Consider the following 25,770-nt stretch of genomic DNA (forward strand, 5'->3'; position numbering starts at 1 on the left):
GGTATGTCAAGGCGCCAGGTAGGCGGTGAGCTTCTGGCTCAGCACTTTGGCGGCTTCTTCCCATGTGGTTTGGATGCCGATTGTAGAAAGGTCGACCGTTTGCAGCCCTGCATAGCCGCAAGGGTTGATGCGTGAGAAGGGTTCGAGGTCCATCTGCACGTTGAGCGCGACGCCGTGGTAGGTGGCATGGCGGCTCACCTTGATGCCCAGCGCGGCGATCTTTCCGAGGCCGCGAAACGGGTCGGCGGCGGGCATCGGGCCGGTCAGCGCGGCGTGCGAGAACGGGTCGTCCAGCCGCACGTAGATGCCCGGCGCGCCGGGCACGCGGTGGCCGGTCACGCCGAAATGGGCAAGCGTGCGCAGCACCGATTCCTCGATGCGGTAGACGTATTCCTTGACGAAGTAGCCCACCCGGCGCAGGTCGATCAGCGGGTAGGCCACCACCTGGCCGGGGCCGTGGAAGGTGACCTGGCCGCCGCGGTCGGTCTGCACGACCGGGATGGCGCCGGGGTTCAGGATGTGGTCCTGCTTGCCCGCGATGCCTTGCGTGAACACCGGGGCGTGCTCGCAAATCCATAGCGCGTCGGGCGTGTCGAGCGTGCGTTCCAGCGTGAACTGCTTCATCGCCGCGAAGGTATCGGCGTAGTCGACGCGGCCCAGCGGATGCAACTCGATGGCAGGAAGGGTGGCTGTGTCTGTCATGGCGTGGCCTGCTGCCGTGCAGGCAGCGTGCGGGTCTCGCCGATGGCGAGGGTGAAGAAGGCGTCGTCGGCCACGCCCTGGGCCTTGCGGGCGACGGCCAGGTCTTTGGGCGGCTGGTCGAGTGCCTCGTCGGTGAGCGAGAAGGTGGCCCAGTGCACGCCGAGGCTGTGCTTGGCGTGCAGGTCGCGGTGGATGCGCACGCTTTCGTCGGGGTTCACGTGCTGGTCGGTCATGAACCAGCGTGGCTCGTAGGCGCCAACGGGCAGCAGGGCCAGGTCGAAGCCGCCGCCCTGCGCACTGCCCTGGCGCGGCGCGAGGCGGGCCTGGATGTCGGCGAAGTCCTTCGAATAGTCGGTGTCGCCCGAATAGAAGACATGCATCTTCGGCGAGAGCAGCGCGAAGCCGCCCCACAGCGTCTTCATGCGGTCGCCAAGGCCGCGTGCGCTCCAGTGCTGGGCGGGCGTGAGGAAGACCTGCACCGCGTCAGGCGTGTCCGTGGCGATGCCTGCGCCGTTGCGCTGGATGCGGACCTGCGCGGCTTGCGGTGCGGCGGCCGTTGTTGTGGCCGGCAGCGAGACGCTGTCCCACCAGTCGAGCTCGACCGCATTCGTGATGCCGCGCTCCGCCAGCCAGGGCGCGATGCCCAGCGGCACCACGAAGAGCGGCGGCCCGCCGGCCTGCGCGGCGAGCGCCCTCACGCTGCCTTCGTCCAGGTGGTCATAGTGGTTGTGGCTGATCAGCACGAGGTCGATGTGCGGCAGGTCTTTCAGCGCCACGCCGGGCGGCTGAAAGCGCTTGGGGCCGGCGAACGAGACCGGCGATGCGCGCTCGCCGAACACCGGGTCGGTCAGCACGTTGAGGCCGCCGTTCGCGGTCGGCACTTGTACGAGCACGGTGGCGTGGCCGATGAAGGTGGCGGTGGGGTGGGTGGGGGCGCTTGTGTTGGCCCGGAGGAAGGCGAGGTCTGGCGAGACCACTGGTGGCGGTGCGCTCGGTGGTGGCGGCAGGCCCTTGAACCACGACGGCAACTGCCAGCCGATCAGCACGTCGGTGAAGAAGTTCTTCGGCTTGAACTCGATGTAGTTGTCCTGGAAGCCTGCGGGCCGGTGGTGCTTGCGGCTGGCGTCGTAATAGGGGTTCGGTGCCGTCGAGCAGGCGGCCGCGACGCTGCTGGCGCACAGCGCCGCCGCGACGTGCCGCCAGCGGGAAGAGGTCAAAGCACGACCTTGACCATCGGGTGCGCGGACAGCGCGCGATACAGGTCGTCGAGCTGCTCGCGGCTGGTGGCCGTGACGGTGATGGTCACGCCGAGGTAGTTGCCGGCCTTGCTGTCGCGCAGCTCGACGGTGGTGGCGTCGAAGGTCGGATCGAATTGCTCGGCGATCTGCGTGACGGCATGCACGAAGCCGTCGACCTTGGCGCCCATCACCTTGATCGGAAACTGCGAGGGGTACTCGATCAGCGATTCCTTGCGCGGATCGGGGGTCGCGTTGGTGTCGGTGGGGGGGCTTGTGTTGTCGGTCATGCCAGGGCTCCGTGCTTCTGCGTGTTGTGTTGCTTGGCCTGCTGGTAGGCCGCATACAAGCTCTTGTAAATGGGGCCGGGGAGGCCGTTGCCAATAGCCTGCCCGTCGAGCGTGACGACGGGCAGCAGCTCCTTGCTGGCCGAGGAGATCAGCAATTCGTCGGCGGCGAACACCTCATCGCGCGAGATGGGGCGCAGCGCAAAGGGGATGCCGAGCGCCTTGCACAGGCGCTCGAACAGGCTGTAGCGGATGCCGGTCAGCACGAGGTTGTTCTTGGGCGGGCCCATCAGCTTGCCGTCCTTCACGATCCACACGTTGCTCGACGAGGCTTCGCTGAGCCACTCGTCGCGGAACATGATGGTCTCGGCCGCGCCGGCCTCCACGCTGATCTGCCGTGCGAGCACCGCGCCCAGCAGGCTGGTGCTCTTGATGTGGGCCTTCTGCCAGCGGAAGTCGGCCGCGGTGACGCAGGCCACGCCCTTGGCGCGGATGGCGTCGGAGATCGGCGGCAGTGGGTTCACCATCACGAACACCGTCGGACGCAGGCCGCGCACCATCGCGTGGTCGCGCGGGGCCACGCCGCGCGTCACCTGAAAGTACACTGACTGGGGTTCGTCGCCACCGGGCTCGACCAGGCGCATCACGATCTCGCGCCACTGCTCGAGCGAAAGCGGGTTCTCTATTTGCAGTTCGGCGAGCGAGCGGTCGAGGCGGGCCATGTGCTCCTCGAAGCAGAAGGGCTGGCCGAAGTAGACGGGGACGTATTCGTAGATGCCGTCGCCGAAAATGAAGCCACGGTCGAGGACGCTGATCTTCGCGTCGCGCAGGGCGGTGTACTCGCCGTCGAGGTAACAAAGCGTGGCGGGCAGGGCGTCGGTGATAGGGTGCATGAAGGAATTATGGTTGTGTGCGCCGCGTCGGGTTCGCGTCAGGGAATGCAGCGTCGATTTGCATGCGCGACAGCGCGGGGTGGCGGGACCGGCTGGGTTTTTACTTATAATCAATGGCTTTGTAGAAATTCTGGGTCGTCATCCGGGCTTCATTCGAAATGAAAACAATCGCCCGTCAAGACTCGGAGGTCGCTGAAGACCTCGATGCAGAATTCAAGCCGTTGACCGCCGATGAGGCGCGTGAACTGCGAGCAAAGAACCCTTCGGTCTCCCCATGGCGGGTGATCGCGGGTCAGTTGGTTGTCGGTCTGGTGGTGGCTCTGGCCGCCTGGGGACTGACGGGGAGGCAAAATCTGGGTTGGTCCGCCGCTTATGGTGCGATCGCGGTGGTTGTTCCATCGGCGGTTTTCGCACGCGGGCTGACCGGTCGGTTTTCTTCCTTGAATCCGGGCACTGCGGTGTTCGGATTCTTCCTGTGGGAAATGGTCAAGATGGCCTTGTCCGTGGCGATGCTGATCGCCGCGCCAAGGCTGATAACGGCGCTGAGCTGGCCAGCAATGCTGATCGGCCTGGTGGTGACAATGAAGGCGGCCTGGTTGGCGGTGATGTTCTCGCCCCGGCGCCGGCAACAGAGAGACGAGTAACGGAATGGCTGCTGAAAACGCTGCGGAACATGGTCAGACCGCGGGTGAATACATCGTTCACCACTTGACGCACCTGCAAAGCTCCAAGCCCGGAGGTGTTGCTGACTTCTCGGTTTTCAATTTCGACTCGCTCTTTTTCTCGATCACGCTCGGCATCCTGGGTTGCTGGCTGCTCTGGCTGGCTGCCCGCAAGGCCACTTCGGGTGTTCCCGGCCGTTTTCAAGCGGCTGTCGAACTGCTCGTCGAAATGGTCGACCAGCAGGCCAAGGGCATCGTCCACAACGCCACGAGCCGCAAGTTCGTCGCACCGCTGGCCCTCACGATCTTTGTGTGGATCTTCCTGCTGAATGCAATGGACCTGTTCCCGGTCGATTTGTTCCCGGCAATCTGGGCCAAGATCTTCCACATCGCCGGCGAAGACCCGCACCACGCCTACCTGCGTGTCGTGCCCACCGCCGACCTCTCGGTGACCATGGGCATGTCGGTGGCAGTGCTGCTGATCTGTATCTACTACAACATCAAGATCAAGGGCGCCGGCGGCTGGATCCACGAGCTGTTCACCGCACCCTTTGGCAACCACTGGGCGCTGTACCCCTTCAATTTCGCCATGCAGATGATCGAGTTCGTCGCCAAGACGGTCTCGCACGGCATGCGGTTGTTCGGCAACATGTACGCCGGTGAACTGATCTTCCTGCTGATCGCCCTGATGGGTGGTGCCTGGTCCATGTCGGCCACCGGCATCGGCCTGGCCATCGGCCACATCATCGCGGGCACGGCCTGGGCCATCTTCCACATCCTGATCATCACGCTGCAAGCCTTCGTGTTCATGATGCTGACGCTGGTCTACATCGGCCAGGCCCACGATCACCACTGATCATCAGTTTTCGTTTCTGTTTTTTGTTTTCTCTTCAACCAAAGTCCTCTAGGAGTCATCATGGAAGTTATTAGCTTTGTTGCACTGGCCGCCGGCCTGATCATCGGTCTGGGCGCTGTGGGCGCATGTATCGGCATCGGCATCATGGGCAGCAAGTACCTCGAGTCGGCCGCACGTCAGCCTGAACTCATGGGTGAACTTCAAACCAAGATGTTCCTGCTGGCTGGTCTGATCGACGCCGCTTTCATTATCGGCACCGGTATCGCTCTGTGGTTCGCAACGGCCAACCCGTTCCTGGCTCAGATCGCCAACCTGCCGAAGTAAGTCTTTCTCGTCGGACCTGCGTCGTCGTTCCCTAGTCCTCTGGCGTCTAGCGAATGGCTTCGATTCAATCCCAAAGAGAGGGTGAAAAGTGAGCATTACCGGTACCCTGATCGTTCAGATGATCGTGTTCCTGATCCTGGTCGGGTTCACGATGAAGTACGTGTGGCCGCCGATCGCGAAAGCGCTGGACGACCGCGCTGCGAAGATCGCCGAAGGCCTCGCTGCCGCCGACATGGCCAAGTCCGAGCTGTCCGCCGCCAACAAGCGCGTGGAAGCCGAACTGGGTCAGGCACGCAACGAGTCCGCACAACGTCTTGCCGACGCCGAACGTCGCGCCCAGGCCATCGTTGAAGAGGCCAAGGCCCGCGCGACCGAGGAAGGCAACAAGATCGTTGCAGCCGCACGCGTCGAAGCCGACCAGCAGGCACTGAAGGCCCGTGAAGCACTGCGCGAGCAGGTTGCCGCACTGGCCGTCAAGGGCGCAGAGCAGATTCTGCGCAAGGAAGTGAATGCAGGCGTTCACGCCGATTTGCTCGCCCGTCTGCAGACCGAACTCTGATAGAAGCCATGGCAGAACTCGCCACCATTGCACGCCCCTACGCCGAGGCGCTCTTCAAGGCGTCGTCGTCCGACGTCGCCGGAACCAGCGCCTGGCTCGAAAAGATTGCCGCCATCGCGGCCAATCCGGAGCTCCAGCAGTTCGCCGACAACCCGAAGGCCACGGCCGAACAGGTGATCGGCGTGGTCGCCGGTGCATTCGGTGCACCGTTGGCCGCTCCTGCCCAGAACTTCCTGGGTGCGCTCCTCGAGAACGGGCGCTTTTCGGTGCTGCCGGAAATTGCGAAGCAGTTCCGGGCACTGGCCAACGCGAAGAGCGGTTCGTCCGACGCCGTGGTCTACAGCGCCTTCCCGATCGACGGCGCTGCGCTGGCCAATGTGTCGGCCGCGCTCGAAAAGCGTTTCGGTCGCAAGCTCCAGGTCACGGTCCAGCAAGAGCCGGAACTGATCGGCGGCATTCGTGTGGTGGTCGGCGACGAGGTGCTCGACACCTCCGTCAAAGCGCGCCTTGAACAAATGAAAGTTGCGCTGGCAGCCTGACGGTTTCCAGCCCTCTACTTGTAGCCTCAAAGAAAGAAGGAAAGAGTCATGCAACTCAATCCCGCAGAAATTTCCGAACTGATCAAGAGCCGCATCGAGGGCCTCGGGGTCAGCGCCAACATCCGTAACGAAGGCACCGTGGTGTCGGTGACGGACGGCATCGTGCGCGTGCACGGCCTGTCCGACGCGATGCAGGGCGAAATGCTCGAATTCCCGCCCACGGCAGACGGCACGCCGTCGTTCGGCCTGGCGCTGAACCTCGAGCGCGACTCGGTCGGCGCCGTGATTCTGGGCGAGTACGAGCACATCTCCGAAGGCGACACCGTCAAGTGCACGGGCCGCATCCTGGAAGTGCCCGTGGGCCCCGAGCTCATCGGCCGCGTGGTGAACGCGCTGGGCCAGCCGATCGACGGCAAGGGTCCGATCAACGCCAAGATGACCGACGTGATCGAAAAGGTCGCTCCCGGCGTGATCGCCCGCAAGTCGGTCGACCAGCCGATGCAGACCGGCCTGAAGTCCATCGACTCGATGGTGCCCGTCGGCCGTGGCCAGCGCGAGCTGATCATCGGCGACCGCCAGACCGGCAAGACGGCAGTGGCCATCGACGCGATCATCAACCAGAAGGGTCAGAACATGACCTGCGTCTACGTTGCGATCGGCCAGAAGGCTTCGTCGATCAAGAACGTGGTGCGCGCACTGGAACAAGCCGGTGCCATGGACTACACCATCGTGGTTGCGGCTTCCGCTTCGGAATCGGCTGCCATGCAGTACGTGTCGGCCTACTCGGGCTGCACGATGGGCGAATACTTCCGCGACCGCGGCGAAGACGCCCTGATCGTCTATGACGACCTGTCCAAGCAGGCCGTCGCCTACCGCCAGGTCTCGCTGCTGCTGCGCCGCCCGCCGGGCCGCGAAGCCTACCCCGGCGACGTGTTCTATCTCCACAGCCGTCTGCTCGAGCGCGCAGCCCGCGTGAATGCCGACTACGTCGAAGCCTTCACCAAGGGTGAAGTCAAGGGCAAGACCGGTTCGCTGACCGCACTGCCGATCATCGAAACGCAAGCCGGCGACGTTTCCGCTTTCGTGCCGACCAACGTGATCTCGATCACCGACGGCCAGATCTTCCTGGAAACCAACCTGTTCAACGCCGGTATCCGCCCCGCCATCAACGCCGGTATCTCGGTGTCGCGCGTGGGTTCGTCGGCTCAGACGAAGATCATCAAGGGCCTGTCCGGCGGTATCCGTACCGACCTGGCGCAGTACCGTGAACTGGCTGCGTTCGCGCAGTTCGCTTCCGACCTGGACGAAGCCACCCGCAAGCAGCTCGACCGCGGTGCCCGCGTGACCGAACTGCTGAAGCAGGCACAGTACAGCCCGCTGCCGATCTCGCTGATGGGCGCGTCGCTGTTCGCCGTGAACAAGGGCTTCATGGACGACCTCGAAATCAAGAAGGTGCTGCCGTTCGAACATGGCCTGCACCAGTTCCTGAAGTCCAGCCACGCCCCGCTGCTCGACAAGATCGAGAAGGCCAAGGCGCTCGACAAGGAATCGGAAGCCGAATTGCTGGCAGCCGTTACCGCGTTCAAGAAGTCGTTCGCCTGATCGACCCCTTGACCGACGCAAGAAGGAGCTCTCATGGCAGCTGGTAAGGAAATCCGCGGCAAGATCAAATCGGTGGAAAACACCAAGAAGATCACCAAGGCCATGGAAATGGTCTCGGTTTCCAAGATGCGCAAGGCGCAGGAACGCATGCGCGCCGCTCGCCCCTACAGCGAAAAGATCCGCAACATCGCAGCCAACCTCGGCAAGGCGAACCCGGAGTACACCCACGCGTTCATGAAGACGACCGATGCCAAGGGCGTCGGCTTCATCATCGTGACCAGCGACAAGGGCCTGTGCGGCGGCTTGAACACCAACCTGCTGCGTGCCGTCACCGGCAAGCTGCGCGAAGCGCAGGCAGCGGGCAACGTGGTCGAGTCGGTCGCCATCGGCAACAAGGGCCTGGGTTTCCTGAATCGCATCGGCGCCCGCGTGGTGGCCCATGTGACGCAGCTGGGCGACACGCCGCATCTGGACAAGCTCATCGGGCCGGTCAAGACGCTGCTGGACGCCTACGCCGAAGGCAAGCTGTCGGCGGTGTACCTGTGCTACACGAAGTTCATCAACACCATCAAGCAAGAGCCGATGGTGGAGCAACTGCTGCCGCTGAAGGCCGAGACGCTGCAAACCGAGTCGGGTCATCATTCGTGGGACTACATCTACGAACCCGACGCGCAAAGCGTGATCGACGAGCTGCTGGTGCGCTACGTGGAATCGCTGGTGTACCAGGCCGTGGCCGAAAACATGGCGTCCGAGCACTCGGCGCGCATGGTGGCCATGAAGGCTGCGACCGACAACGCGGGCAACGTGATCAGCGAACTGAAGCTGGTCTACAACAAGACCCGTCAGGCAGGCATCACCAAAGAGCTGTCCGAAATCGTGTCCGGCGCGGCTGCGGCCGCGGGCGTTTGATTGAGGCAATGCAACAGGCCGCGTTGCTGATCGGATGCGCTCTGCGCGCCCGGTAACCCAAGGCCTTTATTTAAGGGGACTCTGCGCAAAATGAAGAAGATTCTTGCTCTGGTGGCGATTGCTGCCGCTCTGACTGCCTGCTCCAAGAAGGAAGAGGCGCCCGCGCCTGCACCGGCTCCCGCTGCTGCGCCCGCTCCGGCTCCTGCCCCCGCTCCCGCAGCAGCGCCGGCTGCTCCCGCTGCAGCCCCGACGGCATCGGCCGCCGACCTGCCGCAGGAGTGCAACGACTACCTGGCCAAGGTGCAGACCTGCGTGGGTTCGCAAAGCGGCGCCGCTGCTGACGCGATGAAGGCCAGCCTCGACCAGACGAAGGCCACCTGGGCTTCGATGGGCGCTGACAAGGCCGCGTTGGGTCAGGCCTGCAAGGCTGCTTCGGACGCCTTCGCTGCACAAGCGACGGCCATGAAGTGCTGATGAACTGACGAGAAGAAGTAGAAATTCAAGGGTGCCGGCCCGTCCGGCTTTCTTGCAAAAGCGGCCCGTTTTGGCACCAGGACGCTTCTGCAAGAACCTGTCGCAAATTTATTGAGATCCATCCAGAAGGAAACGCCATGGCTGAAGGAAAAATTGTCCAATGTATCGGCGCCGTGGTCGACGTGGAGTTCCCGCGTGACCAGATGCCCAAGGTGTACGACGCCTTGAAATTCGAAGGCGGCGGGCTGACCCTCGAAGTTCAGCAGCTGCTCGGCGACGGCGTGGTGCGCACCATTGCACTGGGCTCGTCCGACGGCCTGCGCCGCGGTCTGATCGTGACCAACACCGGTGCACCCATCACCGTGCCGGTCGGCAAGGCCACGCTCGGCCGCATCATGGACGTGCTCGGCCGTCCGATCGACGAGCGCGGCGACGTGGGCCAGGAGCTCACCGCTTCCATCCACCGCAAGGCTCCCGCGTACGACGAACTGTCGCCCTCGCAAGACCTGCTGGAAACCGGCATCAAGGTGATCGACCTGGTGTGCCCGTTCGCCAAGGGCGGCAAGGTGGGCCTGTTCGGCGGCGCCGGCGTGGGCAAGACCGTGAACATGATGGAACTCATCAACAACATCGCCAAGGCTCACTCGGGTCTGTCGGTGTTCGCCGGTGTGGGTGAACGTACCCGCGAAGGCAACGACTTCTATCACGAGATGGCCGACTCCGGCGTCGTGAACCTCGAGAAGCTCGAGGACTCGAAGGTGGCCATGGTCTACGGCCAGATGAACGAACCCCCGGGCAACCGTCTGCGCGTGGCGCTGACCGGCCTGACCATCGCCGAGTCGTTCCGCGACGAAGGCCGTGACGTTCTGTTCTTCGTGGACAACATCTACCGCTACACGCTGGCCGGTACCGAAGTGTCGGCTCTGCTGGGCCGCATGCCTTCCGCCGTGGGCTACCAGCCGACGCTGGCAGAAGAAATGGGTCGCCTGCAAGAGCGGATCACGTCGACCAAGGTCGGCTCGATCACCTCGATCCAGGCCGTGTACGTCCCTGCCGACGACTTGACCGACCCGTCGCCCGCTACCACCTTCGCCCACTTGGACTCGACCGTGGTGCTGTCGCGCGACATCGCTTCGCTCGGTATCTACCCCGCCGTGGACCCGCTGGACTCGACCTCGCGCCAGCTCGACCCGAACGTGGTCGGCGAAGAGCACTACAACGTGGCTCGCGCCGTGCAAGGCACGCTGCAGCGCTACAAGGAACTGCGCGACATCATCGCCATTCTGGGCATGGACGAACTGGCTCCCGACGACAAGCTGGCCGTGGCCCGCGCCCGCAAGATCCAGCGTTTCTTGTCGCAGCCGTTCCACGTGGCCGAAGTGTTCACGGGCTCGCCCGGCAAGTACGTGCCGCTGGCCGAAACCATCCGTGGTTTCAAGATGATCGTGAACGGCGAAGCCGACCACCTGCCGGAACAAGCGTTCTACATGGTGGGCGGCATCGACGAAGCGTTCGAAAAAGCCAAGAAGGTCGCTTAAGGCGGCATAGGAACTCAGATGGCAAACACCATTCACGTCGACGTGGTCAGCGCGGAAGAGTCGATCTTCTCGGGCGAAGCCAGGTTCGTCGCGCTGCCCGGTGAAGCCGGTGAGCTCGGCATCTATCCGCGCCACACTCCGCTGATCACGCGCATCCGCCCCGGCGCCGTGCGCATCGAAACGGCCGACGGCAAGGAAGAGTTCGTCTTCGTGGCCGGCGGCATTCTCGAAGTGCAGCCCAACGCCGTTACCGTGCTGTCCGACACCGCGATCCGCGGCAAGGACCTCGACGACGAGAAGGCCAACCAGGCCAAGGCCGCCGCCGAAGAAGCGCTGAAGAACGCGAAGAGCGACATCGACATCGCGATGGCGCAGTCGGAGCTGGCTGTGATGGCCGCCCAGATCGCGGCACTGCGCAAGTACCGCCAGAAGAAGTAATCGGTCTTCCCGATTGCTCCGACAAGAAGCCGCCTTCGGGCGGCTTTTTTGCGTCTGTCCGCTTTCATTCGATCATCTTCGGCTGAAACATGGTCGAAGTTTGACCTTGTCTGGCTGAAGAGCGCCGCCTAGTATTCGCCTTCGTCCAGCAGCCGGGGCTGCGGGCGCAAAGCAAAAGAACACCGGAGACAAAGCGCGTGGCACCCTGGAGTGGCATCACTGCGGACGAAATGCGGCTGCTGGAAACGACCTTCTGGTCGGCCGGCGGCTCGCGCCATGCCATGGCCGAGCAACTCGGCTTTTCCAAGAGCAAGGCCAACGGGCTGATCGCCGGCCTCGTTGACCAGGGCCTGCTCGCCGAAGCCGGCTTGCAACGCTCATCAGGCGGCCGCCGCGCCGAAAACCTCCAGTTGCATGCCGGCCTCGGTGTGCTCGTCGGCATCGACATCGGCGCCACCAGCCTCGACGTGGCCGTGCTGCGCCCCGATCTCACCGTGCTCGCGCAGCACGACGAGCCTGCCGACGTGCGCGAAGGCCCGGCCGTGGTGCTGGCCCGCGTGCGCACGCTCATGCGCGAACTGCTGGCCCGCTGCAACGCGAGCGCCAAGGACGTGCTCGGCATCGGCATCGGCGTGCCCGGCCCCGTCAACTTCGAGATTGGCCAACTCGTGAATCCGCCGCTGATGCCCGCATGGGACAGCTTCTCGATCCGCGATTACCTGCGAGAGGACTACGCCGCGCCCGTCTTCGTCGACAACGACGTGAACCTCATGGCGCTCGGCGAACTGTGGCGCCTCAAGCGCTCGCTGACCAACTTCCTCGTCATCAAAATCGGCACCGGCATCGGCTGCGGCATCGTCTGCCACGGCGAGGTGTACCGCGGCGCCGCAGGCTCGGCCGGCGACGTGGGCCATATCTGCGTCGACCAGGAAGGCCCGCGCTGCCATTGCGGCAACCTCGGCTGCGTCGAGGCCATGGCCGCCGGCCCCGCGATCACGCGCATGGCGACGCGGGCGGCCGAGGCGGGCGAGAGTGCGACGCTGGCCGAGTGCCTGCGCGTGCACGGGCGCATCGACGCCATCGACGTGGGCCAAGCCAGCCGCGGTGGCGACACGGCCGCCAACGCCATCATCCAGCGCGCGGGCAGCCTGATCGGGCAGATGCTCGCGTCGGTCGTCAACTTCTTCAACCCGTCGCATGTGTTCATCGGCGGCGGCATCACGCGCATCGGCCCGCTGTTTCTCGCGGCCGTGCGGCAGAGCGTGTACCAGCGCTCGCTGGCGCTCTCCACGCGGCACCTCGAGATCCAGTACACGCCGCTGGGCATGCAGGGTGGCCTGATCGGCGCCGGCGTGCTCGCGATGCAAGAGACCCTGAAGGCCCGCGGAGTGGCGCCATGAACGCGGCTGAGAACATCAAGGGCAGCGTCGCCGTCGAGTTCGATGGCGTGGTGAAGGCCTTCGGCCCCGTGCAGGTGCTGCACGGCGTGAGCTTTGCGCTTGCACCCGGCCACGTGTACGGCCTGCTGGGCGAGAACGGCGCGGGCAAGTCCACGCTGATGAAGATCCTGGCCGGCTATGAATCGCTTACCGGCGGCACGCTGCGCGTCAACGGACAGCCGCAGCAGTTCGCGAGCTCGCGCGATGCCGAGGCGCTGGGCATCGTGCTGATCCACCAGGAGTTCAATCTCGCTGAAGACTTGAGCGTGGCGCAGAACATCTTCCTCGGCCACGAGAAGAAGAGAGGCTGGCTGCTCGACGACGCGTCGATGGAGCGCGACGCCGCCGCTGCACTTGCAGCAGTGGGCTTGAACATCGACCCGCGCACCAAGGTGCGAAAGCTCATCGTCGCCGAGAAGCAGCTCGTCGAGATCGCCAAGGCCATCGCCCGCCGCGCGCGCCTGCTCATCATGGACGAGCCCACGGCTACGCTGACGCCCGGCGAAACGGAGCGCCTCTTCAAGCTCATCGCCCAACTGCGCGCCGATGGCGTCACCATCGTCTACATCTCGCACAAGCTCGACGAAGTGGAGCAGGTGACGGACGAAGTCATCGTCATGCGCGACGGCCGCTTCGTCGCGCGCGCACCCACTGCCGAAGTCACGCGCCAGCAGATGGCCAACCTCATGGTGGGCCGCGAACTGGCCGACCTCTATCCGCCGCGCGACGTGGTCGTCGCGGCTGACGCACCCGCCATGCGTGTGCGCAACTTCAGCGTGCCTGGCTGGGCGCAGGACGCGAGCTTCGAGGTGCGCCCCGGCGAAATCCTCGGCTTCGCGGGCCTCGTCGGCGCGGGTCGCACCGAACTCTTCGAGGGCCTGCTCGGCCTGCGCCCCGCGAGCGGCAGCGTCGAGATGCTCGGCAAGCCCGTGCCCCACGACAAGGGCTGGCGCAACCCACGCGATGCCGCGAAGCACGGCCTCACCTACCTCAGCGAAGACCGCAAGGGCAAGGGCCTGCACGTCAACTTCGGCCTGCGCCAGAACCTCACGCTGATGGCGCTCGAACGCTATGCCCAGCCCTGGCTCAAGCCCGAGGCCGAGCGCGGCGCGCTGGCTGGGGCGGTGAAGGACTACGGCATTCGCACCGGCTCGCTCGACGTCAAGGCTTCCTCGCTCTCGGGTGGCAACCAGCAGAAGCTCGCGCTTGCAAAAGTGCTGCAGCCGCAGCCCAAGGTGGTGGTGCTCGACGAGCCCACGCGCGGCGTCGACGTGGGCGCCAAGCGCGACATCTATTTCCTGATCCAGCGACTCGCCCGCGAAGGGCTCGCCGTGATCGTCGTCTCGTCGGAGCTGATGGAACTGATCGGCCTGTGCCACCGCGTCGCGGTGATGCGCGCGGGCCGCGTGGTTGCCACGCTCGACGCGGACCATCTGACTGAAGAGGAGCTCATCGCTCATGCCACCGGAACAGCCAACACCACCGCAGACGCTTGAAGCCGCGCAGCAGCAGCACCGCAGCGAGGCAAAGCCGGGCTGGGTGCAGCGCCTGCACGGGCTCGGCCCGGTCATCGGCCTCGTGCTGCTGTGCATTGCCGGCACGCTGCTGAACGGCGACTTCGCGACCCTCGACAACGCGATGAACGTGCTCACGCGCACGGCCTTCATCGGCATCATCGCGGTGGGCATGTGCTTCGTGATCATCTCCGGCGGCATCGACCTGTCGGTGGGCTCGATGGCCGCGCTCATCGCGGGCAGTGTGATCATGTTCATCAACTGGGCCGGGCCGGCCTCGGGCTCGCCGCTGCTGGCGGTGGTGATGGGCGCGGTGCTGGCCGTGGTGCTCGGCGCGGTGTTCGGCCTCGCGCATGGCCTGCTCATTACCAAGGGGCGCATCGAGCCCTTCATCGTGACGCTGGGCACGCTCGGCATCTTCCGTGCGTACCTCACGTACTTTGCCGACGGCGGCGCGCTCACGCTCGACAACGATCTGTCGGACCTCTACGCGCCGGTGTACTACGCCAGCCTCGCGGGCATTCCGGTGCCGGTGTGGGTGTTCGTGATCGTCGCGGTCATCGGCGGCGTCATTCTCAACCGCACGGCCTACGGTCGCTACGTGCAGGCCATCGGCTCGAACGAACAGGTGGCGCGCTATGCGGCCGTGGACGTCGACCGCGTGAAGATCCTCACCTACGTGCTGCTCGGCGTGTGCGTGGGCATCGCGACGCTGCTGTACGTGCCCCGCCTGGGCTCGGCCTCGCCGACCACCGGCCTGCTGTGGGAGCTGGAAGCCATCGCCGCGGTGATCGTCGGCGGCACCGCGCTCAAGGGCGGCGCGGGCAGCATCACCGGCACCGTGGTGGGTGCGATCCTGCTCTCGGTCATCAGCAACATCCTGAACCTCACCAGCATCATCAGCGTGTACCTGAATGCTGCCGTGCAGGGCTTCGTGATCATCATCGTCGCGTTCCTCCAGAGAGGCAGAAGATGAACTCTCCCCCAGGCTTCGCGCACTTCGTGTCGCTTCGCCAACCCCCTCGCCGGGGGCAACACCTGCGGCCCGGCAAAGCCGGTTCCGCGGTGTTCCGCGAACCAGTCATCCGCTCAGTTTTCCGTTCCCGTTCCCTCATCAACCACAAGGAGACACCCAGCATGACGACTTTCACCCGACGCCTCGCACTCACGGCGGTTGCCGCCGCAGCGTTCGCCAGCCTGCCCGCGCTTGCCGCGGAGAAGGTCAACCTCGGCGTTTCGATTCCCGCGGCCACGCACAGCTTCATGGGCGGCATCAACTACTGGGCCAACCAGGCGAAGAAGGATCTGGAGAAGGAACACAAGGACCTGAAGATCACGATCAAGACGGCGGCCAACGCGCCCGAGCAGGCCAACCAGCTGCAAGACCTGTCGACCGTCACCAAGATCAACGCGCTGGTTGTGTTCCCCTTCGAGTCGGCAGCGCTGACCAAGCCCGTCGCGCAGGTCAAGGCCAAGGGCGCCTACGTCACCGTGGTCGACCGCGGCCTTACCGACACCAGCGCGCAAGATGCCTACGTGGCCGGCGACAACACGGCCTTCGGCAAGATCCCGGCCGAGTACATCGTGAAGCAGCTGAACGGCAAGGGTAACGTGGTGGCGCTGCGCGGCATTGCGACCACGCTCGACAACGAACGCATGGACGCCTTCAACGCAGTGCTCAAGGGCAGCCCCGACATCAAGCTGCTCGACGCCAAGTACGCCAACTGGAACCGCGACGACGCCTTCAAGGTCACGCAGGACTACCTGACGCGCTTCAAGAGCATCGACGCCATCTGGGCCGCCGACGACGACATGGCCGTGGGCGTGCTCAAGGCCATCGAGCAGGCCAAGCGCGACGACATCAAGATCATCTTCGGCGGCGCGGGCGCCAAGGGCATGGTCAAGACCATCATGGACGGCAAGGACAAGCGCATCACGGCCGACGTGAGCTATTCGCCCAAGTTCATCTACGACGCGATCAAGCTGACGGCCGAGGCACGCCTGAAGGGCGAGAAGCTGCCAGCGACGACGATCATTCCTTCGGTGCTCATCACCAAGGAAAACGCCAAGGACTTCTACCACCCCAACTCGCCCTTCTAAGGTGACCGAGATCGCTTCACGCAAGCTCCGCTACGCCATGGTCGGCGGCGGCCGCGACGCCTTCATCGGCGGCGTGCACCGCAAGGCCATGGCGCTCGACGGCCAGATCGAACTCGTTGCCGGCGCGCTGTCGTCGAGCCCGGACAAGGCGCGTGCCTCGGGCCGCGACCTCGGCCTGGCCGACGACCGCAACCACGGCGACTGGCAGGCGCTGCTGGCCGACGAGCTGAAGCGCCCGGCGGGCGAGCGCATCGACTTCGTGTCGATCGTCACGCCCAACCACGTGCACTTTCCGGTGGCGCAGGCCTTTGCCGAAGCGGGCTTCCATGTGGTGTGCGACAAGCCGCTGGTGCACACGCGCGATCAGGCCGATGCGCTGGTCGCGACCGTGGCAAAGCAGGGCACGGTGTTCGGCGTCACCTACAACTACACCGGCTACCCGATGGTGCGGCAGGCGCGCGAGATGGTGCGCTCGGGCCAGATCGGCGAGGTCCGCAAGGTCGTCGTCGAATACAACCAGGGCTGGCTCGCGAGCCATGTCGAAGGCGGCACCAACAAGCAGGCCGACTGGCGCACCGACCCCGCGCGCAGCGGCGCGGCAGGCGCCATCGGCGACATCGGCTCGCACGCCGAGAACCTCGTGGCCACCGTTACCGGCCTGCAGATCGAAAGCCTGTGCGCCGACCTCGGCGCGCTGGTGCCGGGCCGCATGCTCGACGACGACGGCAGCCTGTTGTTGCGCTTCGAGGGTGGCGCGCGTGGCGTGCTCATCGCTTCGCAGATCAACACCGGCCTGGAGAACGACCTGCACCTGCGCGTGTCGGGCACGCTGGGCACGCTCGAATGGCACCAGGAGCAGCCGAGCCGGCTGGTGCATCTGCCGCATGACGGACCCCTGCGCGTGCTCACGCGCGGCGCGCCATGGCTGTGCGAGTCGGCGCAGCGCGCGAGCCGGTTGCCGGCGGGGCACCCCGAAGGCTTCATCGAGGCCTTCGCCAACGTGTACGCAGGCGTTGCTGCGGACATCCGCGCCCGGCTCGCAGGCCAGCCGGCCGATCCGCTGGCCGCCGACTACCCGCGCGTGGAAGACGGCGCGCGCGGCGTGCGCTTCATCGAGCGTACGGTGGCGTCTGCGGGAAGCGAGCGGAAGTGGACGTCATGGTGAGTTGCCGTCGATCCGGAAATACCACGCCCGCCATCTCTGCTGATAGCAAATAAATCACGAAGACTCGCGCTATTTGGTCTATTTATTTCGACTGCTGACGTCATCGACAGCCTCTCTTTCTCTTTCCTGCGGGTCTAATCCTGCGGTTCAACAAAAAGAGGAGAAGTAGCATGAGATGGAGTCTGGTCGTCGCAACGACGGTGGTGGGTATTTTCCTGAGCGGGTGCGCCGTCAAGCCACAGCAGCCAGTGGCCTTGAGCCAGGATGTATTGAGCGCAAAGAGCGGAAAGGTCGGCGTGGCGATGTCTGCGCTGCCCAAAGTCGACACTTACTTTCCCGGCGCAGGCTGCCTCCTGTGCTATGCCTTTGCCAGCGCCTCCAATGCGTCGCTGACCAAGCACGCGGAAACCCTGTCGCACGACGATCTGTCGGCACTCAAGGAAGATGTTGCAGCCGTCCTTCGCAAGAAGGAAATGGATGTGGTGGTCATCAAGGAGCCCATTGACCTCAAGTCCCTGCCTGACGTGAGAACCGAGGTGCCCACGACCGCACGAAAGGATTTTTCCTCGCTTAGGGCCAAGCTCGCCGTCGACAAGCTGCTGATCATCGACATGCCTTTGGTCGGCTATGTGCGACCGTATTCTTCCTATGTGCCGACCAGCGATCCCAAGGCCACGGTTTCGGGCTCGAGCTATCTGGTGGACCTCAAGACCAACACTTACAGCTGGTACCAGCCCATCGAAATCAGCCGCAGCGCCGACGGCAAATGGGACGAGCCGCCGAAGTTTCCAGGCCTCACAAACGCCTATTTCCAGGCACTGGAAGCGGGTCGCGACAGCGTCCTGAAGCCGCTCAATGGCACCGCGAAGCCTTGAGCGTAGAAAGCCGGCGCTGGTGACTTCGATCGTTTGTGCCGGGCGTACCCTGGCCGGTGCAACGATCGCTTCCCTGGCCATGCTGGCTCCTGCGGCATTCGCGCAGGTCGATGCCGCATCGCCAGCGACCGACGAAGCCATCAAGGCGCCGGCAGCGGCACCGTTGCCGCGGTGGTCCCTGCAGTTCCCGGGAACTGGTCCCGTTGCCTTCAAGGGCGTTGTCAGCTTCGATGAAGCGGGCGTCGGTGGCGGCGGGATGCTTTACCCCGCACCCAGTGCGGCGGGTCTTCTTGCTGCGGTGATCACTCACGGGCTGATCAACGAATCGTCGAAGAACGCACAGAAGACCAAGCTGCAGCAGAAGGCCGACGAGGTGCTGGTGCCTTACAAGGCCGTACTGTCCACCTACACGCATGCCGAGCTCGCGAGTCAGGTGGCAGCAACCGGGCAGGCGGACGTGTCGGGCGGCGCTACGGAGGCCCAGTGGCTGGTCGAGAGCGCGCCGGTGTTTGCATTGACGCAAGACCAGACAGCCCTCGTGCTCGAGAACGCGGTGAGGGTGCGAAAACCGGGGTCCACGGGACCTGCGGTTTACGAGAGGGTGATCAAGGTCGTGTCTTCGCCGATGACCGAGTCAGACTCCGTGGCGTATTGGACTCGGGACAACGGTGCACGGCTGCGCCAGATTACGGGCGAGTTGATGCGGGAGTCTGCCGACCTTGCTGTTTCGATGGCGGCAAAGACCTTGCCCGGAAACGTGACCACGCAGAAGTCCTTTCGCTACTTCGAGGGGAAGACCGAAAAAGTGGAGCGCGCAGGCCTGGTTGTCGAGCGCTGTACACGCAGGGTGTTGCTCACGCTCAGGGAGGACCTGATCTCGGTGCCTTTCCCTTCGTCGGCCGAGACATGCGGCACGACGGCCGTGGCAAATTCGTCGGTCAACTGAGGTCAACAGGCCGGCAGCGCATGGCGGCTTCGGAAGCAAAGCGAATTAAAGTGGATGCACCCGGCAGCGCCGAGGTGCATCCATGACCTTCTCTTCCTCTTCTGCCGACGGGCCTTCCTCGACGCATTGGCTGCGCGCCCTCTGGCGCCGCTGCATTACGCTGTTCCCCCTGAAGCTGGTCGGCAACACCGTCGCCACCCTCGGCTTCTTCCCGCTGTACTTCTGGATCATGAAGAACGCAGGCCAGGCCTGGGTGCTGCCGCTCACGGCCGTCGACCGGCTGATCGCTTTCTGGCCGGCGCTGCTGCCGGTGTATCTCTCGCTCTGGGGCTACATCGCGCTGCCAGTGCTGCTGGCCAAGGACAAGCGCGAGCTGCTGGGCTTTTCATTCGGCTGCGCGGCCATGACGGCCCTGGCGCTGCTCGTGTTCTGGTTCATGCCCACGGCGATTCCCAACTTCGCGGTCGAGGCTGCACCGGGCACCTCGCTGCAGTTTCTCAAGATGGTCGACTCGGCCGGCAACGCCTTTCCCTCGCTGCACGTCTCGTTCTCGGTGTTCGCCTGCGTCATGCTGGCGCGGCAGCTGCGCGAGGTGGGGGCTCCGGCCTGGCTGCGCATCATCAACGTGGCCTGGGCCGTGGGCATCGTCTATTCGACGATGGCGGTGCGCCAGCATGTGCTGATCGACGTGCTGGGTGGCCTTGCGCTGGGGGTGGCGCTCGGTGTCGCCACGCGGCAGCGCGGCCCGGTGCTCGCGCCGGCGCAGCAAGCGCGTCCGGCTTAGGCCGATTGCGCTATTCCGCCGCTGCGGTGCGCACGGTACAACCCAAGGATCGTCGTCCACCGATACGGGAGCCCGTCATGAAGATCCGTTTGTCCGCCGTCGCTGCCTGCATGGCGGCCAGCGCTGTTGCGTGCCCCGCGTTCGCGGTCGACTTCCCCTCGCGCAAGCCCGGGCTGTGGGAGATCCAGTCCGGGGACCCCACGGGCAAGGGCGCCGGCCACACCATGCAGCAGTGCATCGACGCGGCCAGCGACAAGGCGCTGCGCGACATGGGCCAGGGCATGGGCAAGGACATGTGCTCCAAGCAGGAACTGCGCGCCGATGGCGGCAAGCTGGTGATGGACTCAGTCTGCAAGATCGGCAACACGGTCGCCACCTCGCATGCGGTGATGAGCGGCGACTTCAGCACGGCCTATCGCATGGAAAGCAAGTCGACTTACAACCCGCCGCTGATGGGCCGCGCCGAAGGCGCGAGCGTCATGGAAGCCAAGTGAATCGGCCCCTGCAAGGCCGACCAGAAGCCGGGCGATATGGTCATGCCCAACGGCATGAAGATGAACGTGCTCGACATGATGAACAACCGGCCCAAGAAGCCGTAGCCTGTCGCGCAAGCCCGGCTGCGCCTACCATGGCGTGCCATGCCCGCAAAGCAGGAAGAAGATCTCCTCGTTGTCGCCCGGCCCGAGGGCCTGTACTGCCCGCCCGGCGATTTCTACATCGACCCGTGGCGGCCGGTGGCGCGCGCCGTCATCACGCATGCGCATTCGGATCACGCGCGCCCCGGGCATGCGCACTACCTGGCCCACACCGACAGCGCCGGCACGCTGCGCACGCGGCTTGGCCCTGACATCGACCTGCAGACGCTGGCCTACGGCGAGGCCATCGAGCACCACGGCGTGCGCGTCTCGCTGCATCCTGCCGGCCATGTGCTGGGCTCGGCGCAGGTGCGGCTCGAACACGGCGGGCGCGTGTGGGTGGCCTCGGGCGACTACAAGACCGAGCCTGACGGCACCTGCACGCCCTTCGAGCCAGTGCCTTGCGACACATTCATCACCGAGTCGACCTTCGGCCTGCCGATCTACCGCTGGCCCACGCAGGCCGTGCTGTTCGCGGAGATCGATGCATGGTGGCGCGCCAATGCTGAAGCAGGGCGCGCGTCGGTGCTGTTCTGCTATGCCTTTGGCAAGGCGCAGCGCATCCTGCACGGGGTGGACGCGAGCATCGGGCCGATCGTCGTGCACGGGGCGGTGGAGCCGCTCAACGCCGTGTACCGAGCGGCGGGCGTCGCATTGCCGCCTACCTTGCGTGTGAGCGATGAAGGCGTCGATGCCGCGTTGCTGAAGCGCGCGCTGGTGCTCGCACCACCCTCCGCGCAAGGCTCGCCGTGGATGAAGCGCTTCGGCAACTACGCCGATGCGTTCGCGAGCGGATGGATGCAACTGCGCGGCACCCGGCGGCGGCGCGGCGTGGACCGGGGCTTCGTGATGTCCGACCATGCCGACTGGCCCGGCTTGCAGCAGGCGATTGCGGGCACAGGTGCGGAGCGCGTGTTCGTCACGCATGGCAGCGTGCAGGTGATGGTGCGATGGCTCACCGAGAACGGGCTCGACGCGCAAGCCTTCAAGACGGAGTACGGCGACGAAGACGATCAGGAGGCAGGGGCATGAAAGCCTTCGCCGCTCTCTACCGTGATCTCGACGCCAGCACGTCGAGTCTCGCCAAGCAGGCGGCACTGCAGCGCTACCTGCGCGAGGCCGATGCAGCCGATGCCGCATGGGCCGTCTACTTCCTCGCCGGCGGCAAGCCGCGCCAGCTCGTGCCCACCAAGCTGCTGCGCTCGCTCGCACAGGAAGCGGCGGGCCTGCCCGAGTGGCTGTTTGACGAAAGCTACGACGCCGTGGGCGATCTCGCCGAAACCATCGCACTCCTGTTGCCGCCGCCAAGCGAGGCGCACGATCTTGGCCTCGCAAGCTGGGTCGAGCAGCATCTGCTGCCGCTGCGCGAAGCCGCAAAGACCTCGCCCGAGCAGCTTGCCGACCGCCTGCGCGCGCAATGGCGGCAGCTCGCGGCCGAAGAGCGGCTGGTGTATTTCAAGCTCATCACCGGTGCGTTCCGCGTCGGCGTGTCGAAGCTGCAGGTCACGCAGGCGCTCGCCGCGGTCGGCGGCATCGATGCCAAGCGCGTCGCGCAGCGGCTCATGGGCTACACGCACATCGGCGCGCGGCCACGGGCCGATGACTACCGCACGCTCATCGCCCCCGAGTCGGGCGCCGAGCAGGTGCAGAAGACCAGCGGCCAGCCGTACCCCTTCTTCCTCGCGCATCCGTTCAACCTGCCACTCGAACAGTTCGATGCGGCGCTGGGGCCGTCGTCCGACTGGATCGTGGAATGGAAGTGGGACGGCATCCGCGCGCAGCTCATCAAGCGTGCGGGCGTCGTGTGGCTGTGGTCGCGCGGCGAAGAGCTGGTGACGGAGCGCTTCCCCGAGCTTGCCGTCCTCGGCGAGGCCCTGCCCGACGGCACCGTGCTCGACGGCGAGATCGTCGTGTGGCGCGACGACCGCGTGCAGCCCTTTGCCGAGCTGCAGCAGCGCATCGGCCGCAAGACGCTGGGAGCGAAGCTGCTTCGCGACATTCCCGTGGTGCTGCTGGCCTACGACATCCTCGATTGGGAAGGCCGTGACCTGCGCGCACTGCCGCAGTCGCAGCGCCGCACGCTGCTCGACGACCTGGTCACGCGCATGCAGCATCCCTCGCTGCTGCCGAGCCCGATGCTCACGGGCGCCGACTGGCCCGATCTCGCACGCCAGCGTGAAGCGGCACGCACCATGGGCGTCGAAGGCATGATGCTCAAGCGCCGCGACGCGCAGTACGGCGTGGGTCGCACCAAGGACGTCGGCGTGTGGTGGAAGTGGAAGATCGACCCGCTCAGCATCGATGCAGTGCTGATCTACGCACAGCGCGGCCACGGCCGGCGCGCGAGCCTCTTCAGCGACTACACCTTCGCAGTGTGGGACGGCCCGCCCGAACAGGAAGACCGCAAGCTCGTGCCCTTCGCCAAGGCTTATTCGGGCTTGACCGATGCCGAGATGGCGCGCGTGGACGCGATCATCCGCAAGACCACGGTGGAGAGCTTCGGGCCGGTGAAGAGCGTGAAGCCGACGCTGGTGTTCGAGCTTGGCTTCGAAGGCATCGCGCGCAGCACGCGGCACAAGAGCGGCATCGCGGTGCGTTTTCCGCGGATGCTGCGGTGGCGGGAGGACAAGCCGGTGGAAGAGGCGGACACCCTGCAGACGCTGGCGGCGTTGTTGCCCGTATGAAAAAGGCCGTCAAGCAGGCGCTCGATGCGTGGTTCGCCGCGCGCGGCTGGAAGCCCTTCAAATTCCAGCGCGATGTCTGGAAGGCCATCGGCGAAGGCAAGTCCGGCCTGCTGCATGCCACCACTGGCGCGGGCAAGACCTACGCGGTGTGGCTCGGCGCGCTGCAGGCCTTCTCGCAGGCCCGCAAGACAAGCGCGCGACCTTCGGCCCCACCGCTCACCGTGCTGTGGCTCACACCCATGCGCGCCCTGGCCGCCGACACGCTGCGTGCGCTGCAGCAACCGCTCGAAGCCCTCGGCGCCGAAGTGCATCCGTGGAGCGCGGGCGCGCGCAGCGGCGACACCACCTCTGCCGAACGCAGCGCGCAGAACCAGCGCTTGCCCACGGTGCTCGTCACCACGCCGGAGAGCCTTTCGCTGCTGCTCGCGCGTGCCGATGCGCGTGAGGTGCTCGGCCACGTGCAGATGGCGGTGGTCGACGAATGGCACGAACTGCTCGGCAACAAGCGCGGCGTGCAGGTGCAGCTCGCGCTCGCGCGGCTCAAGCGCTGGAACACTGGCCTCGCGATCTGGGGCATGTCGGCCACGCTGGGCAATCTGCACGAGGCAATGCATGCGCTGCTGGGGAATGAAGAAGGCGTGCTAGTGCAGGGCCAGGTGCCGAAGAAGCTCGTCATCGATTCGCTGCTGCCCGGCACCGCCGAGCGCTTTCCATGGGGCGGGCACCTGGGCCTCACGATGCTGCCGCAGGTGATCGGTGAGATTGCCGCGAGCAAGACTGCGTTGGTCTTCACCAACACGCGCTCGCAGGCAGAGATCTGGTACCAGGCCATGCTCGAAGCCAAGCCAGAGTGGGCCGGCCTCATCGCGCTGCATCACGGCTCGCTCGACCGCGAAGTGCGTGAGTGGGTCGAACTGGGTCTGAAGAGCGGTGAGCTGAAGGCGGTGGTCTGCACCTCGAGCCTGGACCTGGGCGTGGACTTTTTGCCGGTCGAGCGCGTGCTGCAGATCGGCTCGCCCAAGGGCGTGGCGCGGCTGCTGCAGCGCGCGGGCCGTTCGGGCCATGCGCCGGGGCGGTCGTCGCGCATCACGCTCGTGCCCACGCACAGCGTGGAGATGGTGGAGGGCTCGGCCGCGCGCACGGCCATTGCGGCGGGGCACATCGAGGCGCGGCATTCGCCGGACCAGCCGCTCGACGTGCTGGTGCAGCACCTGGTGACGGTGGCACTCGGCGGTGGCTTCATGCCCGACGATCTGTACGACGAGGTGCGCGGCACGGCCGCGTACGAAGGCCTTTCGCGCGAGAGCTGGCAGTGGTGCCTCGACTTCGTCTCGCAAGGCGGTCCCTCGCTTGCGGCCTACCCGGACTACAGGCGCGCCGTGCCCGATGCAGAGGGCGTCTGGCGCGTGCCCGATGCGCGGCTCGCGCGGCGGCATCGCATGAACATCGGCACCATCGTGAGCGACGCGAGCATGTCGGTGCAGTACCTCGGCGGCTCGAAGATCGGCAATGTCGAAGAGAGTTTCGTCGCGCGCATGAAGGCCGGCGACTGCTTCCTGTTCGGCGGCCGGCTGCTCGAACTCGTGCGCATCCACGACATGACGGCCTGGGTGCGACGCGCCAGCGGCAAGCGGCCCGCGGTGCCGCGCTGGAGCGGCGGGCGCATGCCGCTGTCGAACACGCTGGCCGATGCGGTGGTGCAGCAGCTGGCGCTGGCCGGCGAAGGGCACTACGATTCACCCGAGCTGCAATGCGTGCGCCCGCTGCTCGAGATACAGCAGCAGTGGTCGGCACTGCCGACGCCGCAGACGCTGCTGGCCGAGACGCTGAGCACGCGCGAAGGCTCGCACCTGTTCCTGTATCCGTTCGCGGGCCGACATGTGCACCTTGGGCTGGCGAGCCTGCTGGCCTGGCGTGTCGCGCAGCACGAGGCGCGGACCTTCTCGATTGCGGTCAACGACTACGGCTTCGAGCTGCTGAGCGCGACCGAGGTCGATTGGGCTGTGCTGCTGCCGCAGGTGCTGCGGCTGCCGGAAGGCGACGACGCACATGCGGTGTTGCTGCACGAAGTGCTGGCGTCGCTCAACGCGAGTGAACTCGCGCAGCGGCGCTTCCGCGAGATCGCGCGCGTGTCGGGGCTCATCTACCAGGGCTACCCGGGCGAGAAGCGCAGCGGCAAGCAGCTGCAGGCCTCGTCCTCGCTGTTCTGGGAGGTGTTCCGCAAGTACGACCCCGGCAACAGGCTGCTGCAGCAGGCCGAGCAGGAACTGCTCTCGCAGGAACTCGAAATCGGCCGCCTGCGCGCCAGCCTCGCGCGCATGGCCACGCAGCAGCTTGTGCTGAAGCCGCTGGCGCGGCCGACGCCGTTCTCGTTTCCGCTGATGGTCGAGCTGTTCCGCGAGAAGCTGTCGAACGAGAACGTGGCCGACCGCATTGCGCGCATGGTGGAGCAGCTGGAGAAGGCTGCGGGGGGTGTGGTTACGGCCGGTGGCGTGGAGCGCGTGAAGGGCACGCTGGCTTTCGGGCAGGAAGGGCCGGGCAAGTCGCCCAAGCCGTCAAGAGACCGGCGCGAGCGCAGGCGGCCTTCGCGTCCGCTGCCGCCACTGTGAA

Annotated in this window: 26 protein-coding genes; 22 read left to right on the forward strand and 4 right to left on the reverse strand. The window is 65.6% G+C overall.

Features of this window, described 5'->3' with window-relative positions; translation table 11 throughout:
* Positions 1-6 precede the first annotated feature (6 nt).
* The 4 genes from lipB to ACSFBF_RS31735 are packed head-to-tail and all read right to left on the reverse strand — an operon-like array spanning position 7 to position 3,117.
* Positions 7-702 (reverse strand): lipoyl(octanoyl) transferase LipB, encoded by a 696-nt coding sequence (lipB, locus tag ACSFBF_RS31720; RefSeq protein ID WP_435474002.1) that lies wholly within the window; start codon positions 700-702, stop codon positions 7-9.
* Positions 699-1,919: an MBL fold metallo-hydrolase gene (locus ACSFBF_RS31725; protein WP_435474004.1), complete on the reverse strand. Its 1,221-nt coding sequence runs from the start codon at positions 1,917-1,919 to the stop codon at positions 699-701. Before ACSFBF_RS31725 ends, lipB begins: the two co-directional genes overlap by 4 nt.
* Positions 1,916-2,227 (reverse strand): YbeD family protein, encoded by a 312-nt coding sequence (locus ACSFBF_RS31730; RefSeq protein ID WP_435474006.1) that lies wholly within the window; start codon positions 2,225-2,227, stop codon positions 1,916-1,918. The genes ACSFBF_RS31725 and ACSFBF_RS31730 overlap by 4 nt, the downstream gene beginning before the upstream one ends.
* Complete coding sequence (locus ACSFBF_RS31735; protein WP_435474008.1) at positions 2,224-3,117, reverse strand: D-amino acid aminotransferase; 894 nt, start codon at positions 3,115-3,117, stop codon at positions 2,224-2,226. The genes ACSFBF_RS31730 and ACSFBF_RS31735 overlap by 4 nt, the downstream gene beginning before the upstream one ends.
* A 158-nt stretch (positions 3,118-3,275) precedes the next feature.
* Between ACSFBF_RS31735 and ACSFBF_RS31740 the strand changes: the two genes are divergently transcribed.
* From ACSFBF_RS31740 to ACSFBF_RS31845, 22 genes are all read left to right on the forward strand, one after another.
* A complete protein-coding gene (locus tag ACSFBF_RS31740; protein ID WP_093057738.1) occupies positions 3,276-3,761 on the forward strand; it encodes an ATP synthase subunit I in 486 nt (161 codons plus the stop codon).
* A gap of 4 nt (positions 3,762-3,765) precedes the next feature.
* The gene (gene atpB, locus ACSFBF_RS31745; protein WP_093057737.1) at positions 3,766-4,635 is read left to right on the forward strand and encodes a F0F1 ATP synthase subunit A; all 870 of its coding nucleotides are present in this window, start codon (positions 3,766-3,768) and stop codon (positions 4,633-4,635) included.
* Positions 4,636-4,695: 60 nt separating this feature from the next.
* Positions 4,696-4,959, forward strand: coding sequence for a F0F1 ATP synthase subunit C (gene atpE / locus ACSFBF_RS31750; protein WP_007830191.1), 264 nt, complete (start codon positions 4,696-4,698; stop codon positions 4,957-4,959).
* A gap of 88 nt (positions 4,960-5,047) precedes the next feature.
* Complete coding sequence (locus ACSFBF_RS31755; RefSeq protein WP_435474011.1) at positions 5,048-5,518, forward strand: F0F1 ATP synthase subunit B; 471 nt, start codon at positions 5,048-5,050, stop codon at positions 5,516-5,518.
* 8 nt (positions 5,519-5,526) lie between these two features.
* Positions 5,527-6,057: a F0F1 ATP synthase subunit delta gene (locus tag ACSFBF_RS31760; protein WP_435474013.1), complete on the forward strand. Its 531-nt coding sequence runs from the start codon at positions 5,527-5,529 to the stop codon at positions 6,055-6,057.
* 48 nt (positions 6,058-6,105) lie between these two features.
* Positions 6,106-7,659 (forward strand): F0F1 ATP synthase subunit alpha, encoded by a 1,554-nt coding sequence (gene atpA, locus ACSFBF_RS31765; protein WP_435474015.1) that lies wholly within the window; start codon positions 6,106-6,108, stop codon positions 7,657-7,659.
* A 33-nt stretch (positions 7,660-7,692) separates the two neighbouring features.
* Positions 7,693-8,568, forward strand: a complete 876-nt coding sequence (atpG, locus tag ACSFBF_RS31770; RefSeq protein WP_093057733.1) for a F0F1 ATP synthase subunit gamma — start codon at positions 7,693-7,695, stop codon at positions 8,566-8,568.
* Positions 8,569-8,658: 90 nt separating this feature from the next.
* Positions 8,659-9,042 carry a hypothetical protein gene (locus tag ACSFBF_RS31775; protein WP_435474017.1) on the forward strand — a complete coding sequence of 128 codons (384 nt, stop codon included), beginning with the start codon at positions 8,659-8,661 and terminating at the stop codon, positions 9,040-9,042.
* Positions 9,043-9,179: 137 nt separating this feature from the next.
* On the forward strand, positions 9,180-10,580 hold the full coding sequence (gene atpD / locus ACSFBF_RS31780; protein WP_435474019.1) for a F0F1 ATP synthase subunit beta: 1,401 nt from the start codon (positions 9,180-9,182) through the stop codon (positions 10,578-10,580).
* An 18-nt stretch (positions 10,581-10,598) separates the two neighbouring features.
* Positions 10,599-11,018, forward strand: a complete 420-nt coding sequence (locus ACSFBF_RS31785) for a F0F1 ATP synthase subunit epsilon (protein WP_093057730.1) — start codon at positions 10,599-10,601, stop codon at positions 11,016-11,018.
* A gap of 230 nt (positions 11,019-11,248) precedes the next feature.
* Entirely contained in the window at positions 11,249-12,418 is a 1,170-nt protein-coding gene (locus tag ACSFBF_RS31790; protein WP_435474185.1) for an ROK family protein, read from the forward strand.
* Complete coding sequence (locus ACSFBF_RS31795) at positions 12,415-13,953, forward strand: sugar ABC transporter ATP-binding protein (protein WP_435474022.1); 1,539 nt, start codon at positions 12,415-12,417, stop codon at positions 13,951-13,953. Before ACSFBF_RS31790 ends, ACSFBF_RS31795 begins: the two co-directional genes overlap by 4 nt.
* Positions 13,916-14,947 (forward strand): ABC transporter permease, encoded by a 1,032-nt coding sequence (locus tag ACSFBF_RS31800; RefSeq protein WP_258352628.1) that lies wholly within the window; start codon positions 13,916-13,918, stop codon positions 14,945-14,947. The genes ACSFBF_RS31795 and ACSFBF_RS31800 overlap by 38 nt, the downstream gene beginning before the upstream one ends.
* 161 nt (positions 14,948-15,108) lie before the next feature.
* Complete coding sequence (locus ACSFBF_RS31805) at positions 15,109-16,071, forward strand: substrate-binding domain-containing protein (RefSeq protein WP_435474024.1); 963 nt, start codon at positions 15,109-15,111, stop codon at positions 16,069-16,071.
* 37 nt (positions 16,072-16,108) lie between these two features.
* Entirely contained in the window at positions 16,109-17,236 is a 1,128-nt protein-coding gene (locus tag ACSFBF_RS31810; RefSeq protein ID WP_435474187.1) for a Gfo/Idh/MocA family protein, read from the forward strand.
* Positions 17,237-17,406: 170 nt separating this feature from the next.
* On the forward strand, positions 17,407-18,111 hold the full coding sequence (locus ACSFBF_RS31815) for a hypothetical protein (protein ID WP_435474026.1): 705 nt from the start codon (positions 17,407-17,409) through the stop codon (positions 18,109-18,111).
* 19 nt (positions 18,112-18,130) lie between these two features.
* Positions 18,131-19,057, forward strand: coding sequence for a hypothetical protein (locus ACSFBF_RS31820; RefSeq protein ID WP_435474028.1), 927 nt, complete (start codon positions 18,131-18,133; stop codon positions 19,055-19,057).
* Positions 19,058-19,139: 82 nt separating this feature from the next.
* Positions 19,140-19,841 (forward strand): phosphatase PAP2 family protein, encoded by a 702-nt coding sequence (locus ACSFBF_RS31825; protein ID WP_435474030.1) that lies wholly within the window; start codon positions 19,140-19,142, stop codon positions 19,839-19,841.
* Between the two features lie 77 nt (positions 19,842-19,918).
* Complete coding sequence (locus ACSFBF_RS31830; protein WP_435474032.1) at positions 19,919-20,335, forward strand: DUF3617 domain-containing protein; 417 nt, start codon at positions 19,919-19,921, stop codon at positions 20,333-20,335.
* Between the two features lie 144 nt (positions 20,336-20,479).
* Positions 20,480-21,508 (forward strand): ligase-associated DNA damage response exonuclease, encoded by a 1,029-nt coding sequence (locus ACSFBF_RS31835; RefSeq protein WP_435474034.1) that lies wholly within the window; start codon positions 20,480-20,482, stop codon positions 21,506-21,508.
* The gene (locus tag ACSFBF_RS31840) at positions 21,505-23,160 is read left to right on the forward strand and encodes an ATP-dependent DNA ligase (protein ID WP_435474036.1); all 1,656 of its coding nucleotides are present in this window, start codon (positions 21,505-21,507) and stop codon (positions 23,158-23,160) included. The genes ACSFBF_RS31835 and ACSFBF_RS31840 overlap by 4 nt, the downstream gene beginning before the upstream one ends.
* A complete protein-coding gene (locus ACSFBF_RS31845; RefSeq protein WP_435474038.1) occupies positions 23,157-25,769 on the forward strand; it encodes a ligase-associated DNA damage response DEXH box helicase in 2,613 nt (870 codons plus the stop codon). Before ACSFBF_RS31840 ends, ACSFBF_RS31845 begins: the two co-directional genes overlap by 4 nt.
* Position 25,770: the final 1 nt, after the last annotated feature.

The organism is Variovorax nivicola, from assembly GCF_051216475.1.
Lineage (GTDB): Bacteria > Pseudomonadota > Gammaproteobacteria > Burkholderiales > Burkholderiaceae_C > Variovorax.